At 73.3% G+C, this 16,155-nt stretch carries 14 protein-coding genes; 4 read left to right on the top strand and 10 right to left on the bottom strand.

The features are described from left to right. Nucleotides 1-92 precede the first annotated feature (92 nt). Both argH and ACZ4TV_RS31570 read right to left on the bottom strand, forming a co-directional pair. Nucleotides 93-1,520 carry an argininosuccinate lyase gene (gene argH / locus ACZ4TV_RS31575; protein WP_468138611.1) on the bottom strand — a complete coding sequence of 476 codons (1,428 nt, stop codon included), beginning with the start codon at nucleotides 1,518-1,520 and terminating at the stop codon, nucleotides 93-95. Between the two features lie 116 nt (nucleotides 1,521-1,636). Beyond that, complete coding sequence (locus tag ACZ4TV_RS31570) at nucleotides 1,637-2,830, bottom strand: argininosuccinate synthase (RefSeq protein ID WP_468138610.1); 1,194 nt, start codon at nucleotides 2,828-2,830, stop codon at nucleotides 1,637-1,639. A gap of 134 nt (nucleotides 2,831-2,964) precedes the next feature. Here ACZ4TV_RS31570 and ACZ4TV_RS31565 point away from each other — a divergent pair, with 134 nt between their 5' ends. From ACZ4TV_RS31565 to ACZ4TV_RS31555, 3 genes are read left to right on the top strand one after another with little or no spacing between them, the layout of a single operon-like run. After that, nucleotides 2,965-5,889, top strand: coding sequence for a hypothetical protein (locus ACZ4TV_RS31565; protein WP_468138609.1), 2,925 nt, complete (start codon nucleotides 2,965-2,967; stop codon nucleotides 5,887-5,889). Nucleotides 5,890-5,931: 42 nt separating this feature from the next. Further along, nucleotides 5,932-6,507: a pyridoxamine 5'-phosphate oxidase family protein gene (locus tag ACZ4TV_RS31560; protein WP_468138607.1), complete on the top strand. Its 576-nt coding sequence runs from the start codon at nucleotides 5,932-5,934 to the stop codon at nucleotides 6,505-6,507. A 6-nt stretch (nucleotides 6,508-6,513) separates the two neighbouring features. Next, nucleotides 6,514-7,200, top strand: coding sequence for a L,D-transpeptidase family protein (locus ACZ4TV_RS31555; RefSeq protein WP_468138634.1), 687 nt, complete (start codon nucleotides 6,514-6,516; stop codon nucleotides 7,198-7,200). A gap of 16 nt (nucleotides 7,201-7,216) precedes the next feature. Here ACZ4TV_RS31555 and ACZ4TV_RS31550 read toward each other — a convergent pair whose 3' ends face one another. The 8 genes from ACZ4TV_RS31550 to ACZ4TV_RS31515 all read right to left on the bottom strand — a co-directional run bounded on the left by ACZ4TV_RS31550 (nucleotide 7,217) and on the right by ACZ4TV_RS31515 (nucleotide 15,214). Beyond that, complete coding sequence (locus tag ACZ4TV_RS31550; protein WP_468138606.1) at nucleotides 7,217-7,753, bottom strand: arginine repressor; 537 nt, start codon at nucleotides 7,751-7,753, stop codon at nucleotides 7,217-7,219. Between the two features lie 7 nt (nucleotides 7,754-7,760). Continuing rightward, the gene (locus ACZ4TV_RS31545) at nucleotides 7,761-8,966 is read right to left on the bottom strand and encodes an acetylornithine transaminase (RefSeq protein ID WP_468138605.1); all 1,206 of its coding nucleotides are present in this window, start codon (nucleotides 8,964-8,966) and stop codon (nucleotides 7,761-7,763) included. After that, the gene (argB, locus tag ACZ4TV_RS31540) at nucleotides 8,963-9,919 is read right to left on the bottom strand and encodes an acetylglutamate kinase (protein ID WP_468138604.1); all 957 of its coding nucleotides are present in this window, start codon (nucleotides 9,917-9,919) and stop codon (nucleotides 8,963-8,965) included. The genes ACZ4TV_RS31545 and argB overlap by 4 nt, the downstream gene beginning before the upstream one ends. After that, the gene (argJ, locus tag ACZ4TV_RS31535) at nucleotides 9,916-11,088 is read right to left on the bottom strand and encodes a bifunctional glutamate N-acetyltransferase/amino-acid acetyltransferase ArgJ (protein WP_468138603.1); all 1,173 of its coding nucleotides are present in this window, start codon (nucleotides 11,086-11,088) and stop codon (nucleotides 9,916-9,918) included. The genes argB and argJ overlap by 4 nt, the downstream gene beginning before the upstream one ends. Beyond that, nucleotides 11,085-12,113 (bottom strand): N-acetyl-gamma-glutamyl-phosphate reductase, encoded by a 1,029-nt coding sequence (argC, locus tag ACZ4TV_RS31530; protein ID WP_468138602.1) that lies wholly within the window; start codon nucleotides 12,111-12,113, stop codon nucleotides 11,085-11,087. Before argC ends, argJ begins: the two co-directional genes overlap by 4 nt. A 120-nt stretch (nucleotides 12,114-12,233) precedes the next feature. After that, nucleotides 12,234-13,037: an N-acetyltransferase gene (locus ACZ4TV_RS31525; protein ID WP_468138600.1), complete on the bottom strand. Its 804-nt coding sequence runs from the start codon at nucleotides 13,035-13,037 to the stop codon at nucleotides 12,234-12,236. Nucleotides 13,038-13,077: 40 nt separating this feature from the next. Then, the gene (locus ACZ4TV_RS31520) at nucleotides 13,078-13,653 is read right to left on the bottom strand and encodes a histidine phosphatase family protein (RefSeq protein ID WP_468138599.1); all 576 of its coding nucleotides are present in this window, start codon (nucleotides 13,651-13,653) and stop codon (nucleotides 13,078-13,080) included. A 31-nt stretch (nucleotides 13,654-13,684) separates the two neighbouring features. Further along, nucleotides 13,685-15,214 (bottom strand): aminotransferase-like domain-containing protein, encoded by a 1,530-nt coding sequence (locus tag ACZ4TV_RS31515; protein WP_468138598.1) that lies wholly within the window; start codon nucleotides 15,212-15,214, stop codon nucleotides 13,685-13,687. On the opposite strand from ACZ4TV_RS31515, the gene ACZ4TV_RS31510 reads away from it, so the two are divergent. Continuing rightward, nucleotides 15,213-16,115, top strand: coding sequence for a DMT family transporter (locus tag ACZ4TV_RS31510; RefSeq protein ID WP_468138597.1), 903 nt, complete (start codon nucleotides 15,213-15,215; stop codon nucleotides 16,113-16,115). The genes ACZ4TV_RS31515 and ACZ4TV_RS31510 overlap by 2 nt on opposite strands. Nucleotides 16,116-16,155 lie beyond the last annotated feature (40 nt).

Below are 16,155 nucleotides of genomic sequence, written 5' to 3'. Positions count from 1 at the left end.
GGAGAGAGAATGGGGGACGCCCTTATGGGGGGCGGACGCGCGGGGGGGGGGGAAGAAACACCCCCCCCCCCCCCCCCCTCCGGGCACGGCGTCTACTGCTTGTGGGCGGCCCAGGCGTGCTGGATGACCAAGTCGGCCTTCAGCTCGGTGAGCTGGGTCGCGACCGCCGACGGGGCGGTGCCGCCGCGGCCGTTGCGGGAGGCCAGGGCCCCCTTGACGTTGAGGACGGTGCGGACCTCGGGGGTCAGGTGCTCGGAGATCTTCGCGAACTGGGCGTCCGTCAGCTGGTCGAGCTCGATGCCCTCGGCCTCGCAGACCTTGACGCACTCGCCGGCCACCTCGTGCGCCACCCGGAACGGCACACCCTGCTTGACCAGCCACTCCGCGATGTCGGTCGCGAGCGAGAAGCCCGCCGGGGCGAGCTCCTCCATCCGCTCCCGGTTGACCGTCAGGGTCGCCATCATGCCGGTGAAGGCCGGCAGCAGGACCTCGAGGGTGTCGCAGGAGTCGAAGACCGGCTCCTTGTCCTCCTGGAGGTCCCGGTTGTACGCCAGGGGCAGCGCCTTGAGGGTCGCGAGCAGGCCGGTCAGGTTGCCGATGAGGCGGCCCGACTTGCCGCGCGCCAGCTCCGCGATGTCCGGGTTCTTCTTCTGCGGCATGATCGACGAGCCGGTCGAGAAGGCGTCGTGCAGGGTGACGAAGGAGAACTCCTTCGTGTTCCAGATGATGATCTCCTCCGCGATCCGGGACAGGTTGATCCCGATCATCGCGGTGATGAAGGCGAACTCGGCGACGAAGTCGCGCGAGGCCGTGCCGTCGATCGAGTTGCCGACCGAGCCCCGCTCGAAGCCCAGGTCGGCGGCGACCGCCTCCGGGTCCAGGCCCAGCGAGGAACCGGCGAGGGCGCCCGAGCCGTACGGGGAGACCGCGGTCCGGGTGTCCCACTGGCGCAGCCGCTCCGCGTCCCGGGACAGGGACTGCACGTGGGCCAGTACGTGGTGGGCGAAGAGCACCGGCTGTGCGTGCTGGAGGTGGGTCCGGCCCGGCATCGCCACGTCCGCGTGGGTCTCGGCGAGGCCGACCAGCGCGTCCTGGAGGTCCGCGATCAGCCCGCCGATGATCCGGCCGTGGTCGCGCAGGTACATCCGGAAGAGGGTGGCCACCTGGTCGTTGCGGGACCGGCCGGCCCGCAGCTTGCCGCCGAGGTCGGCGCCGAGCCGCTCCAGCAGACCCCGCTCCAGCGCGGTGTGCACGTCCTCGTCGGCGATGGTGCCGGTGAAGGAACCGTCGGCCACATCGGCTTCGAGCTGGTCGAGACCGGCGATCATGCGGTCGAGCTCTTCGGCCGTGAGCAGGCCCGCCTTGTGCAGCACGCGCGCGTGGGCACGGGAGCCGGCGATGTCGTAGGGCGCGAGGCGCCAGTCGAAGTGGACCGACGCGGACAGCTTCGCGAGGGCCTCGGCGGGGCCGTCGGCGAACCGGCCGCCCCAGAGCCGGACGTCACCCTTGTTGCTGCTCACAGCTACTGCTCCTCAAGACTGCATGACTTTGACTGCCTGTAAGGCGTGGACTTTGGATGTGCAACCGCCTCCCCGCCGCGGAGGTAACGGGGAGGCGGTCCGTACGCGAGCTCGGATCAGGCGAGGTCGCGGCGGGCCGCGATCTTCGAGGAGAGGCCGAAGATCTCGATGAAGCCCTGGGCCTTGGACTGGTCGAAGGTGTCGCCCGAGTCGTAGGTCGCGAGGTTGAAGTCGTAGAGCGACTCGTCCGACTTCCGGCCGGTGACGACCGCGCGGCCGCCGTGCAGGGTCATCCGGATGTCACCGGTGACGTGCTGGTTGGCCTCGTTGATGAAACCGTCCAGCGCCCGCTTCAGCGGGGAGAACCACAGGCCGTCGTAGACCATCTCGCCCCAGCGCTGCTCGACCTGCCGCTTGTAGCGGGCCAGCTCGCGTTCGACGGTGACGTTCTCCAGCTCCTGGTGGGCGGTGATCAGCGCGATCGCGCCCGGGGCCTCGTACACCTCGCGGGACTTGATGCCGACGAGGCGGTCCTCGACGATGTCGATCCGGCCGATGCCCTGGGCACCGGCGCGCTCGTTGAGCTGCTGGATGGCCTGGAGCACGGTGACGGGATTGCCGTCGATGGCGACGGGCACGCCCGCCACGAAGGAGATGACGACCTCGTCGGCCTCACGCGGGAGGGCCGGGTTCGCGGTGTACTCGTAGATGTCCTCGATCGGGGCGTTCCAGATGTCCTCCAGGAAGCCCGTCTCGACGGCGCGCCCGAAGACGTTCTGGTCGATGGAGTACGGGGACTTCTTGGTGGTCGCGATCGGGAGCTGCTTCTCCTCGCAGAAGGCGATCGCCTTGTCGCGGGTCATCGCGTAGTCACGGACCGGGGCGATGCACTTCAGGTCGGGGCCGAGGGCGGCGATGCCGGCTTCGAAGCGGACCTGGTCGTTGCCCTTGCCGGTGCAGCCGTGGGCGACGGTCGAGGCGCCGTGCTTCTTGGCGGCGGCGACCAGGTGCTTGACGATGGTCGGCCGGGAGAGGGCCGAGACCAGCGGGTAGCGGTCCATGTAGAGGGCGTTGGCCTTGATCGCCGGGAGGCAGTACTCGTCGGCGAACTCGTCCTTGGCGTCCGCGACCTCGGCCTCCACCGCCCCGCAGGCGAGCGCGCGCTTGCGGATGACGTCCAGGTCCTCTCCACCCTGGCCGACGTCCACCGCGATGGCGATGACCTCAGCGCCCGTCTCCTCGGCGATCCAGCCGATGGCGACGGAGGTGTCAAGTCCGCCCGAGTAGGCGAGTACGACGCGCTCGGTCACGGGCTTCTCCTTACGGTGCATTCAACGACAGGCATAACTATGCACTACACCGTATGTTTCGTCAATGGACCGAATAACAAGAGGTCACAGGGGGTGCAGCGGCCTAGGGTGCGGTCAGGCAGATGCTGCCGCCCTTGGGGCGCACCCATGACCTCTCACCCGCCGAGCGACTGCTGCACGGCAAGGGCCCGGGGTGCCCCCCGGTCAGCAACGCTCCGGAGGCGTGGACCCGGCTCGACAGCACCGTCTTCATGCAGACGCATCCGGGCTGGAGGTACTACCGCACGCTCCAGGTCGGATGGCACTCCTTCGACGGCCGCGAGATCGCCGACTGGAGCGCCGCCCCGCACTGGCACGAGGGGCACGGGGTGACCTGGACCTCCGCTCCCCCGGCGGAGCCCGAGCTCGCCCTGTGCCTGTGCCACGGAGACCCCCTGGTGCGGGAGGCCGCGCTCGGGTACGCGGCGGGCAGGCCCGGCGTTCTGCCGCTGGTCGTGATCCGGTGCGCCGACGCGGCGGAGCCCGTACGGGAGCGGGCGCGCGCCCTGCTGGGCGCGGAACTGGCCTCCGCCGAGGACGGGGCCGTACGGGCGCTCGTCCCCCTCGCGCTGCTCGTGGGCCTGCGGCGGCACGGCGCCTGGGCCTGGGACCTGGTCCTGGAACGGCTCGGCGGCACGCCGGACGCGCGGATCACGGAACGGATCACAGAACTGACGGAACACACGGACCCGGCACTGCGCTTCGCCGCCGTCCGGGCCGCCCTGGGGTACGGACTCCTTCCGGCGGACCGGGTCGCGGCCCTCGTCGCCGGTGACCCGGAGCCGCGGATACGGTTCGCGGCCCTGCGCTCCGGAGTGCTCCCGCCGCAGCGGGCAGCGGAGTTCATCGTGACCGGGACGTACGCCGAGATCCGGCGGGAGGCCTTCGAACTGGCCCTGCGCGCGGGGGTCCTGACATCCGACCGGCTCGCGGCCGTCCTCACCGCGAGCCGGGACCGCGCGGTGCAGCGGCGCTGCGAGGAGGCCGCCCGGGAGGTCTTGGACACGGCCCGCGGACCCCTCCTCGACACCCTGCTCACCCACCCGCGCAGCCCGCTGCGCGTCCGCGCGGTCGGCGCCCTGCGCCGGGCGGGCCGCGCCGACGAGCTGGACGCCTTCCTCGCGGACCCGGCGGCCCGGGTACGGGAGGCGGCCCGCCGGGAGGTACGCGCCATGGGACGGGACCCGCTCGCCCTCTACCGCGCGGCGTGCGCGCACTCCCCTTCGCCCGGAACCGTCCACGGGCTCGCCGAGACCGGCGACGCCTCGGACGTGGCGCTGCTGTGGCGGCTTGCCGGACACCCCGACGGCCGGGTCCGGGCCGCCGCACTGTCCGGCCTGCGCAGACGCGGCGCGGCGACGCCCGAGCAGCTGCTGCCGTACCTGGCCGATCCGCACGCCCCGGCCGCCGACGCGGTCCGCTCCGCCGTGGTCCCGTACGCCCGCACCCGGCCGGAGTCCTGGCTCCTGGAACTGTTCGCGCCCGGCCGGCCGGCCGCCGTACGGGCCGCGGGCCTGCACCTGCTGGAGCTGCGCCCGCTCCTGGTCCGGCGGCGGTGTGCCCGGGCGCTGACCGCGCACCGCGACCCCGTCGTCCGGCGATGGGCCCGTCAGCTGCTGCAACAGCGCCTGAGGTGGGAGCTGTACGCCGGCCGCGATGCGGCGCTGAAGCTCACCGACGGCACCGGAGCCCCGCTCGACGAGGTGATCGACACCGAGGACCCGGACGCCTGGACCGCGCTGGACGTCGGAGTCCGGTACCTGCGGCCGTACGACTCCGCGCGCTTGCGCTCCCGGGCCGCGACGGCCCTGTGCCACTGGGACGGGCGGGTGCGGGAAGCGGCGGTCGTCGCGGCCGCGGGCATCCCGGAGCTGCTGCCGCTGGTCGTGCTGCGCTGCGCGGACTGGACTCCCCAGGTCCGGTCGGCCGCCCGTCGGGTCCTGTCGGCCGCGTTGCGGGACACCGCCGGGGAGACCCTGCACGCCGTGACGCCCATGGTGCTGCACCTGCGCGGACGCCAGGAGGGCCGTTGGGCCGTGACGTTGTTCGAGGCGGCGCTGCGCGAGCCGGCGCACGCGGCGGTCCTGGCGCGGCTGTGCCGCCACCCCGATCTGCGGACCCGGCGGACGGCCGTACGGATCGACCTTGAGGCCCCGGGAGCCGGGGCACCGGAACTGGCCCGGCGGGCCGCCCGGGAACCGGACGCCGTGCTGCGGCAGCTGTGGACCGACGCCGCGCTGGCCGCCTTGGCCGCACACGGCTCCGACGCCTCGGCGGTCGACGCGCTGCTGCGGGCCCGCGCCGGTTCCGTACGGGCGGCGGGCGTGACAGCCCTGCGCGCGGACGGCCGCGCCGGGGAGGCCGAGCGGTACCTCGGCGATCCGTCGGGGCTGGTCCGGGCCTGCGCCCGGTGGCTCGTGAGGCAGCACGGCGGCGACGCACGCGCCCGCTACCTGATGCTGTGCGCGGACTCCCCCTCGCCCGGAGCGGTGCTCGGCCTCGCGGAGTGCGCGGACCGGGCGGACGAGCCCGTCCTGCGCGGCCTGCTCGGCCACGGCGAAGGCCCCGTGCGAGCGGCGGCCGTCGCGGGACTCCGGCTGTTCGACGCCCCGGGCTTCGGCCCGGAGGAACTGCGGCCGCTGCTGGACGATCCGTCACCGGCCGTGGCCCGGGAGGTCGCCCGCTCGCTCCGGCCGGCGGCCGCCCTGCTGCCGGCCCACTGGCTGGCGGCCCGGACCGGTCCGGGCCACCCCGCGCACACCCGCCGGGCCGCCGCCCGGCTGCTGGCCTCCCCGGGGTCGGTCGACGGACTGCGCGCGGTGACCGGCATGCTCGAAGACCCCGAACCGGAGGTGCGCCACCTGGCCGTGACCCTGCTCCGGCGGTGGGACTGGCAGGCGACGGTGCGCCGGGAAGCCCTCGATGGGGCCGAAATGCGGGAGCTGCTGAAACGGTGCCTCCCGGTGTTCGACGGGGCGGACCTGCGGCGGGTACGCGCGCTGCTACGTGTCGGAGTGTGACGACGTGCGGTCCGACCCGGACGGGGGCGGATACTACAGATCATGGGAAAACTGCATGAACGCATAGACGGTCGACTGCGCACGTTCATCGAGGAACAGCCGGTCTTCTTCACCGCGACCGCCCCGCTCGCGGGTGACGGTCACGTCAACCTGTCCCCCAAGGGCCGCGCCGGGACCCTCGTCGTCATCGACGAGCAGCGGCTCGCCTACCTGGACTTCGGCGGCAGCGGCGCCGAGACCATCGCCCACCTCCGCGAGAACGGCCGGATCACCCTCATGTGGTGTGCGTTCAGCGGGCCGCCGAACATCGTGCGCATCCACGGCGAGGGCGAGGCGGTCTTCCGCGACGACCCCCGCTGGGCCGAGCTGATCGGCCTGTTCGGCGAGGCCGACGGGCCCGCCGCGCGGGCGATCATCCTCGTCCACGCCCGCCGGATCGCCGATGTGTGCGGCTACGCCGTCCCCTTCATGGAGTACCAGGGCGAGCGCACCCTCCACGCGGAGTACTTCGGCCGCAAGACGGACGAGGAGTTCGCCGAGTACTGCGAGAAGAAGGTCGAAAAGAGCCTCGACGGCCTGCCTGCGCTGCCCCTGCCCCTTCCGCCCCGTACCGTCTGACGTGTGCTGCGTACCGCTCTCGTCACCGGCTCACTGATCGTCACCACCCTGCTGCCGCAGGGTCCCGCGCCTCTGCCCGCCCGTCTCGCCGACACCGGCGGCGGCAGTCAGCTGATCACCGCCGTCGCGCCCGCGCCCGGATCCACGACCGGCCGGGTGATCTGGTGGGACCGGTGGGCGGGGCGCTGGTTCGCCGCCGGGAGCGCGCCCGCCCGCTTCGGGGCGAACGGCCTCACCGAGGGCGCGACCCGTACGCAGGGCACCAGCACCACACCGACGGGCCTGTACGAGCTCCCGTACGCCTTCGGGATCCGGCGGGCTCCGGCCGGGACGGAGTACGGCTACCGGCGCGTGACCGGCGACTCCTGGTGGTGCCAGGACAATGCGTCCGCCCACTACAACCGCTGGGTGGAGCCGCTGCCCGCGGACTGCGCGCCGGGCGAGGCCGAACACCTGGTGACCTACGAGAAGCAGTACGCGCACGCGCTGCTGATCGCCTTCAACTACGAACGGCCCGTACGCGGCCGGGGCGCCGGCATCTTCCTGCACGTCAACGGCAGGGGCGCGACGGCCGGTTGCGTGTCCGTGCCCGAGCGGGCCATGCGGGCGATCCTGCGCTGGGCGGACCCGCGCCGCCGCCCGCACATCGCGATCGGCACGGCGTCCGGGGACCTGGCCGTGACCCGGTACTGACCCGGAAGCCGCCGCGTCAGCCTTCCTTCTGCGCCAGCCGCAGGAGGTGGTCCGCGAGGGCCTGGCCGCCCGCCGGGTCGCGGCTGATCAGCATCAGGGTGTCGTCGCCCGCGATCGTGCCGAGGATCGCGTGGAGCTCGGCCTGGTCGATCGCCGAGGCGAGGAACTGCGCCGCACCCGGCGGGGTGCGCAGGACCACGAGGTTCGCGGAGGCCTCCGCCGAGATCAGCAGCTCCCCGGAGAGGCGCCGCATGCGCTCCTCCTTCGCCGACTCCCCGAGCGGGGCCTGCGGGGTGCGGAAGCCGCCCTCGCTGGGCACCGCGTAGATCAGCTCGCCGCCGGTGTTGCGGATCTTCACCGCGCCCAGCTCGTCGAGGTCGCGCGAGAGCGTCGCCTGGGTGACGCTCAGCCCGTCGTCGGCGAGCAGCTTGGCCAGCTGGCTCTGGGAGCGGACCGGCTGCCGGTTGAGGATGTCCACGATCCGGCGGTGCCGCGCGGTGCGGGTCTGCGGGACGGCCTGTCCGCCTTGCTCGTTGTCCTGCGCCTGACTCATCGTCGTCTCATTCTCCGGATCCGTCCCCGTTGGCTGCGTCGAGGATGCCGGGCAGCGCCCGGAGGAACGCGTCCGCCTCGGCCTCGGTGAGTACGTACGGGGGCATGAGCCGTACGACGTCGGGGGCGGGCGCGTTGACCAGGAAGCCGGCGTCCTGAGCCGCCTGCTGCACCTGGGGCGCGAGCGGCTCGGTCAGCACGATACCCAGCAGCAGACCGGCGCCCCGGACGTGGGAGACCAGCGCGTGCCCGCAGGACTCGATCCCGGAGCGCAGCCGCTCGCCCCGCGCCTTGACCTGGTCGAGCAGCCCCTCGGTGGCGATGGTGTCGATGACCGCGAGGCCGGCGGCGCAGGCGACCGGGTTCCCGCCGAAGGTGGTGCCGTGCTGGCCGGGCTGGAGCAGGTCGGCCACGGCGCCGAAGGCGGCCACCGCGCCGATCGGCAGACCGCCGCCCAGTCCCTTGGCGAGGGTGACGAGATCGGGCTCGACGCCCTCGTGGGCCTGGTGCTCGAACCACTGGCCGCACCGGCCGATGCCGGTCTGGACCTCGTCGAGGACGAGCAGGGTGCCGGTGGCCCGGGTGATCTCGCGGGCGGCCGTCAGGTAACCGGCGGGGGGTACGACGACGCCGTTCTCGCCCTGGATCGGCTCGATGACGACGAGCGCGGTCTCCTCGGTGACGGCGGCCCGCAGGGCCTCGGCGTCCCCGTACGGGACGTGCGTGACGTCACCCGGCAGCGGCAGGAACGGCTCCTGCTTCTTCGGCTGGCCGGTGAGGGCGAGGGCGCCCATGGTCCGTCCGTGGAAACCGCCGTCGGTGGCGACCATGTGGGTCTTCCCGGTCAGCCGGCCGATCTTGAAGGCGGCTTCGATGGCCTCGGCGCCGGAGTTGCAGAAGAAGACCTTGCCGGGGCGGCCGTAGAGCTGGAGCAGCCGCTCGCCGAGCGCGATGACCGGCTCGGAGGCGAAGAGGTTGGAGACGTGGCCGAGCGTCGAGATCTGACCGGTCACGGCGGCCACGATCGCAGGGTGGGCGTGCCCGAGGGCGTTGACCGCGATGCCGCCGACGAAGTCGGTGTACTGCTTGCCGTCGGCGTCCCACACCTGGGCGCCCTCGCCGCGCACGAGGGCGAGCGGTGGGGTGCCGTAGTTGTTGGTCAGCGCACCCTGCCAGCGCGCCCGGTACTCCTGGTTGCCGTTGCCCTTCGTCATGCCGTTCCCCCTGACTGTCGTTCGGGCTGTGGGTCGGGCACGACCATCGTGCCGATGCCCGAGTCCGTGAAGATCTCCAGCAGGATCGAGTGCTGGACCCGCCCGTCGAGCACGCGGGCGGTGTTCACGCCGTTGCGCACGGCGTGCAGGCAGCCCTCCATCTTGGGCACCATGCCGCTGGACAGCTCGGGCAGCAGCTTCTCCAGCTCGCTGACGGTGAGCCGGCTGATGACCTCGTCGCTGTGCGGCCAGTCCGCGTACAGGCCCTCGACGTCGGTGAGGACCATCAGCGTCTCGGCGCCCAGGGAGGCGGCGAGCGCCGCGGCCGCCGTGTCGGCGTTGACGTTGTAGACGTGGTGGTCGTCGGCGCTGCCGGCGATGGAGGAGATGACCGGGATCCGGCCGTCGGCCAGCAGCGCCTCGATCGCGCCGGTGTCGATGGCGGTGATCTCGCCGACCCGGCCGATGTCGACGACCTCGCCGCCGATCTCCGGGGTGTGCTTGGTCGCGGTGATGGTGCGGGCGTCCTCGCCGGTCATGCCGACGGCGAGCGGCCCGTGCTGGTTGAGCAGGCCGACGAGCTCGCGTTGGACCTGGCCCGCCAGGACCATGCGTACGACGTCCATGGCCTCCGGGGTCGTGACGCGCAGACCGGCCTTGAACTCGCTGACCAGGCCCTGCTTGTCGAGCTGGGCGTTGATCTGGGGGCCGCCGCCGTGCACCACGACCGGCTTGAGCCCGGCCTGGCGCAGGAAGACGACGTCCTGGGCGAAGGCGGCCTTGAGGTCCTCGTCGATCATGGCGTTGCCGCCGAACTTGATGACGACGATCTTGCCGTTGTGCCGGGTGAGCCAGGGCAGGGCCTCGATGAGGATCTGCGCCTTGGGCAGGGCGGTGTGCTTGCGGGCGGTGCCGCCGGAGGTGCCGGGCTGCCCGGCCTTCTCGTCGCTCATGAGGAGTACGCGCTGTTCTCGTGGACGTAGTCGGCGGTCAGGTCGTTGGCCCAGATGACGGCCGACTCGGTGCCGGTGGACAGGTCGGCGGTGATGTGGACCTCGCGGTCCTTCATCGAGACCAGGTCGCGGTCCTCGCCGACGGAGCCGTTCTTGCAGACCCAGACGCCGTTGATGGCGACATTGAGACGGTCCGGGTCGAAGGCGGCCTTGGTGGTGCCGATCGCGGAGAGCACCCGGCCCCAGTTCGGGTCCTCGCCGTGGATGGCGCACTTGAGCAGGTTGTTCCGGGCGATGGACCGGCCGACCTCGACCGCGTCGTCCTCGCTGGCCGCGCCGATGACCTCGATGCGGATGTCCTTGCTGGCGCCTTCGGCGTCGCCGATCAGCTGGCGGGCCAGGTCGTCGCAGACCGTGCGTACGGCCTCCGCGAACTCCTCGTACGCCGGCACCTGGCCGGACGCGCCGGAGGCGAGCAGCAGCACCGTGTCGTTGGTGGACATGCAGCCGTCGGAGTCGACCCGGTCGAAGGTGGTGCGGGTGGCGGCGCGCAGAGCCCGGTCGAGGGTGGCGCTGTCCAGGTCGGCGTCGGTGGTGAGGACGACGAGCATGGTGGCCAGGCCCGGGGCGAGCATGCCCGCTCCCTTCGCCATGCCGCCGACGGTCCAGCCCCCCTGGGAGACGGTGGCCGTCTTGTGCACGGTGTCGGTGGTCTTGATGGCGATGGCGGCGGCCTCGCCACCGTCCTCCGACAGGGCGGCGGCCGCGGTCTCGATGCCGGGGAGCAGCTTGTCCATGGGGAGCAGGACGCCGATCAGGCCGGTGGACGCGACGGCGATCTCGCCGGCGTTGAACGCCTCGCCCGGACCGTGCTGGTTCAGCACCTCGGCCACCTTCTCCGCGGTGGCGTGGGTGTCCTGGAAGCCCTTGGGACCGGTGCAGGCGTTGGCGCCGCCGGAGTTCAGGACGACCGCGCCGACGGTGGCGCCGCGCAGGACCTGCTCGGACCAGTGCACGGGGGCGGCCTTGACGCGGTTGGAGGTGAAGACGCCCGCCGCGGCCAGACGCGGCCCGTTGTTGACCACGAGGGCGAGGTCCGGGTTGCCGTTGGCCTTGATCCCGGCGGCGATGCCGGCCGCCGTGAATCCCTGTGCTGCCGTGACGCTCACGGTGCGACTCCGATCGTGGAAAGACCCAGGCTCTCGTGGAGCCCCAGGGCGATGTTCATGCTCTGCACCGCGCCGCCGGCGGTGCCCTTGGTCAGGTTGTCGATGGCGCTCACGGCGATGATCCGCTGCGCGGACTCGTCGTAGGCGACCTGCACGTGGACGGCGTTGGAACCGTGGACGGACTTGGTGGACGGCATCCGGCCCTCGGGCAGCAGGTGGACGAAGGGCTCGTCGGCGTACGCCTTCTCGTAGGCGGCGCGCAGCGACTCGGCGGTGGTGCCCGGGCGGGCCTTCGCGGAGCAGGTGGCGAGGATGCCGCGCGCCATGGGCACGAGGGTCGGCGTGAACGAGACGGAGACGCGCTGTCCCGCGAGCGGGCTCAGGTTCTGCACCATCTCGGGCGTGTGCCGGTGGCCGCCGCCCACGCCGTACGGGGTCACGTTGCCCATCACCTCCGCGCCGAGCAGGTGGGTCTTGAGGGCCTTGCCCGCGCCGGAGGTTCCGGTGGCGGCGACGATCACGGCCTCCGGCTCGGCGAGCTGCCCCTGGTAGGCCGGGAAGAGCGCGAGGGAGACGGCCGTGGGGAAGCAGCCGGGAACCGCGATGCGCTTGGTCCCCTCCAGTGCGGCGCGGCCGCCGGGCAGCTCGGGGAGGCCGTAGGGCCAGGTCCCGGCGTGCGGTGCGCCGTAGAACTTGTCCCAGTCGGCGGAGTCCTTGAGCCGGTGGTCGGCGCCCATGTCGACGACGAGCACGTCCTCGCCGAGCTGGGCGGCGACGGCGGCGGACTGGCCGTGCGGGAGGGCGAGGAAGACGACATCGTGGCCGGCGAGGACCTCGGGCGTGGTCGCCTCCAGGGTCCGCCCCGCGAGCGGCACGAGGTGCGGCTGCAGGGAGCCGAAGAGCTGTCCGGCATTCGAATTGCCGGTCAGTGCGCCGATCTCCACCTCGGGGTGCGAGAGCAGCAGGCGCAGGACTTCCCCGCCCGCGTACCCACTCGCTCCGGCCACCGCTACACGTACCACCATCGGACCCTCCTCATCGATGGCATGACTATACGTACTTCCGCACGTTTATGCAACGCTCTTGATCGCGGAGGGAAGGGCCGCCGGAGGATCGGGCACCGCGTGGTGCCCCCGGGAAGATGTCTAGCAGGAAAGACCCTGCTCCGGCGGTGATTCGGCCCGTATGGAAGCCGTCCCGTCGACGAGACGGTGCCGGACCCATACGTTCGGCTCCACGTAGACCGCGTACCCCTGCTCCGGTTCGCACCGGACCGGAGTCAGGGCTCCCGGCACGTGCACGGGGCCGGCGGTCTCGAAGGGCAGCCCGGTCCACTCGCGCCACTGGGCGAGCGAGCCGGTGATCGTCATCGAGAGCGGGGCCACCGAGTCGATGACCCCGCCCGCGCGGACGTGGACGCGCAGCCAGGGGTCGTACGGGAGACCGTCCGCGCGGGTCCGGTACGCGTACGCGTCGATCGGGGTGTCGGGCTCGGCGGGTTTGCCGCTCGGCCGGACCGGGGCCACCACCTCCATGAAGCCGCGCGCGCGGGCGTTCTCCCGCATCGCGGCCAGCATGAGCCCGGACAGGCCCTCGCCCTGCCGGTCGGCGGCCACGGTGATCTCGATCGCGCTCACCGTGTCGGGCCGCACCCCGCGGCGCAGGTCGGAGAAGGCCCACATGAGGATCCGGTCCCAGCCCTGCGCGGGCAGCACCCCGTCGCGGCCCGGCGCGTGCAGCGCGAAGGGCACGCTGAAGGCCCGGGCGACCACGGCGTCGCCGTCCGTGGCGACCAGGACGTGGTCCGCCAGCTCGGCCACCATCCGCGGGTACAGCAGCCAGGCGAGCGGGTCGTGGGAGGCGAACGCCGGCCACGTGTCCTTCATGTCCCAGAGCCGGTCGGCCAGTTCGGGCCGCTCCGCGAGCGTGGTGAGGTGTATCCCGGTCATCCCCGCAGGCTAGGAGCGCGGCCGGCCGGCCTCAACCGGTTTACGCCGGGGCCTGCAGCGAGAGGTGCCAGCGGCCGGACCAGCCCGTCAGGGTCATCGTGGACAGCGGCCGGACGTCCACGTTCCAGTAGGTCAGCGGGGGCGCCTTCAGCGCGTAGACCAGGGCCGCCCGGACCACGGAGGGCTCCGCCACCGCCACGATCGCGCCGCCGTCGTCGGCGGGCCGGGTGTCGAGCCAGCCGCCGATCCGGGAGATGAAGGCGAGCAGGGACTCGCCTCCGTGCGGGGCGGCCCGGGGATCGCTCAGCCACAGGTCGACGGCCCCCGGCTCGTGGGCGGTCACCTCGGCCAGGGTCAGCCCCCGCCAGCGGCCCATGTCGCACGCGCGCAGCGCGGGCTGCGCGAGGGGCGCGTACCCGAGGGCCTCGCCCGTGGCCCGGCTGCGCGGGGTCGGCGAGCAGTAGCGCAGCTCGGCCGAGCCCAGTGGTACGAGGTCCCGCGCGGCGGACTCCACCGCACGCCAGCCGGCCCCGTCCAGCGGGCGGTCGTCGTCGAAGCGCTCGGCGAGCAGCGAGGAACTACGGGCTGCGGCGACGAGCGAAACCCGAACATGCATGCGGTGATGGTGAGCCGCGCACCGCGGCTGGTCAAGCGTCAGGACCGAGGCCGTCGCGGGGGCCGTCGAGGGGGCCGTGCAGAGGGCTGCCGGCGGGGCCGGCGGCGGGGCCGGTCAGCGGGCCGTCCAGCAGCCCGCCGCCCAGGCCTGCGCGCAGTCGCTGGACCGCCTCCACCAGTTCCCCGGGGCCGGAAACCCCGGCGAAGCTCAGCCGGACGTGCGGACCGGGCGGCTCCGCGCAGAAGTAGGGACGGCCGGGCGCCACCGCCACCCCGGCGCGCAGGGCCGCCGCCGCGAAGGCGGTGTCGTCGCCGCCCCCGGCCGGCCGCACCCACAGCTGGTAACCGCCGGACGGCAGGTGCGCCAGGGCCAGCCCGGGCAGTTCCCGCCGCAGGGCCCCCGCGAGCACGTCCCGCCGGTGCCGCAGTTCGGCGGCCACGGTGCGCAGATGGCGCGGCCAGGCGGGTGCGCCGACCAGCTCCAGGGCGGCTTCCTGGAGCGGCCGGGGCACGAAGAAGCTGTCCACGACCTGGATGGCGCGCAGCCGGTCCACCACCGGCCCGCGGGCGGCCAGCGCGCCCACCCGCAGGCTGGGCGAGGTGGCCTTGGTCAGCGACCGGACGTGCACCACCACCCCGTCCGCGTCCTCGGCGGCGAGCGTCGGGGGCAGCGGCCCGCAGTCCTCGTGGGCCAGCGCGCGGGCGTAGTCGTCCTCGACCACGAAGGCCCCCGCGGCCCGGGCGATCCGCAGCACCTCGGCCCGCCGCCCGGCGGCCAGCACCGCACCGGTCGGGTTCTGGAACAGCGGCTGGCATACGAAGACCCGTGCCCCGGTCGCTTCGAACGCGGCGGCCAGCAGCTCCGGCCGGACCCCCTCGGCGTCCACCGGGACGGGCACGGGCCGGCACCCGGAGGCCCGGGCGATGGCCAGCAGCCCGGGGTAGGTCGGGGACTCCACCAGGATCGGCGCCCCGGGCGGGGCGAGCGCCCTTAGGGCGGTGGCCAGCGCGCTCTGCCCGCCCGCGGTGACCAGCACATCGGCGGCGGCGACCGAGCCGCCGATCTCCCGGGCGAACCAGTCGCGCAGCTCGGGCAGCCCCTCGACCGGCGGCCGCCCCCAGGCCCCGGGCCGCCGCCCGGCCCGGGCCAGCGCGGCCGCCATGGCCCGCTCGGGCTGGAGGGAGGGGTGCAGGTAGCCGCCGTTGAGCTCGATCACCCCGGACGGCGGCACGGACAGCGAGATCAGTACTCCGGAGGCGTCGACGGACCGCGGGACGACCTCCCCGGCCCCTTCGGCGCTGAGGGCAAGCTCCTGCCAGGAGGTGTCCCCGGCGGCGGGGGCCGCCGTACGGGGCGAGGCACGGTAGACGCCCGCGCCGGGCCGGGTGACGACGAGACCCTCGGCGGCGAGCTGCGCCAGAGCCCGGGAGACGGTGACGGGGCTGACCCGGTAACGCTCGACCAGGGCCCGACTCGACGGCAGCTTTCCACCCATCGAGTAGCGGTTGAGCTCGGACCGCAGGGATTCTGCCAGCTCCGCCACACTGCTACGCTCGTACATGACAGCACAGAATAGCGCTACTCTCCCGAACCCGATAGCGGTCAGCTCCGTACGCCGGGGTACCGTCCTCGCCTCGCTCGGCGTGATCGCCTTCTCGCTGACCTTCCCCTCCACCGCCTGGGGACTGGAGAGCTTCGGCCCGTGGTCGCTCGTCGCCCTGCGCAGCGTCCTCGCGGCCGTCATCGCCGGCGCCTTCCTGCTGGCCCGGCGGGTCCCGCTGCCCGCCCGCGAGCACTGGGCGGGCCTCGCCGTCGTCGCCGCCGGGGTGGTCGTCGGCTTCCCCCTGCTCACCACCCTCGCGCTGACGACCTCCACGACCTCGCACGCCGCCGTCGTGGTCGGCCTCCTGCCGCTCACCACCGCCGCGCTGTCCGCGCTGCGCACCGGCGCCCGCCCCTCGCGCACCTTCTGGGCGGCGGCCGTCGCGGGAGCCGTGGTCGTGCTCGGCTTCACGCTCGCGCAGAGCGGCGGCTCCCTCTCGGTCGGCGACGCGTACCTGTTCGCCGCCCTGCTGGTGTGCGCCGCCGGGTACACCGAGGGCGGACGCCTCGCCCGGACGCTGCCCGGCTGGCAGGTGATCGGCTGGGCGCTGGTGCTGTGCCTGCCGCTCAGCCTGGCCGGCTCCGCGCTGGGGCTCGCGTACGAGCCGGTGCACCTGAACGGCCACGGGCTGGCCGGCCTGGTCTGGGCGGCGGCCGGCTCCACCTTCCTCGGCCTGTACGTCTGGTACCGGGGCATGGCGGAGATCGGCGCGCCGCGGGCCAGCCAGCTCCAGCTCGCGCAGCCGCTGCTGACCCTGGTGTGGTCGGTCGCGCTGCTGGGCGAGCACCTCGCCCCCGCCGCGCCGGCCGCCGCCTGCGCGGTGCTCGTCTGCATTGCGGTGACCCAACGGGTCAAATAGCCGCAGGACGACCTAAACTGCTAGCACCGGATCGGACCGC

The sequence above is a fragment of the Streptomyces sp. NPDC028910 genome, from assembly GCF_055564955.1.
The sequence above is the reverse complement of the archived record's forward strand: the minus strand, read 5'-3'. Positions and strand labels throughout refer to the sequence as shown.

What these genes read in the sequence shown, in the direction of transcription:
- ACZ4TV_RS31520 (WP_468138599.1), bottom strand. Translation starts at nt 13,653, where the DNA reads ATGCATGTTCGGGTTTCGCTCGTCGCCGCAGCCCGTAGTTCCTCGCTG.
- argC (WP_468138602.1), bottom strand. Translation starts at nt 12,113, where the DNA reads ATGGTGGTACGTGTAGCGGTGGCCGGAGCGAGTGGGTACGCGGGCGGG.
- ACZ4TV_RS31550 (WP_468138606.1), bottom strand. Translation starts at nt 7,753, where the DNA reads ATGAGTCAGGCGCAGGACAACGAGCAAGGCGGACAGGCCGTCCCGCAG.
- ACZ4TV_RS31515 (WP_468138598.1), bottom strand. Translation starts at nt 15,214, where the DNA reads ATGTACGAGCGTAGCAGTGTGGCGGAGCTGGCAGAATCCCTGCGGTCC.
- ACZ4TV_RS31525 (WP_468138600.1), bottom strand. Translation starts at nt 13,037, where the DNA reads ATGACCGGGATACACCTCACCACGCTCGCGGAGCGGCCCGAACTGGCC.
- ACZ4TV_RS31560 (WP_468138607.1), top strand. Translation starts at nt 5,932, where the DNA reads ATGGGAAAACTGCATGAACGCATAGACGGTCGACTGCGCACGTTCATC.
- ACZ4TV_RS31510 (WP_468138597.1), top strand. Translation starts at nt 15,213, where the DNA reads ATGACAGCACAGAATAGCGCTACTCTCCCGAACCCGATAGCGGTCAGC.
- ACZ4TV_RS31545 (WP_468138605.1), bottom strand. Translation starts at nt 8,966, where the DNA reads ATGACGAAGGGCAACGGCAACCAGGAGTACCGGGCGCGCTGGCAGGGT.
- argB (WP_468138604.1), bottom strand. Translation starts at nt 9,919, where the DNA reads ATGAGCGACGAGAAGGCCGGGCAGCCCGGCACCTCCGGCGGCACCGCC.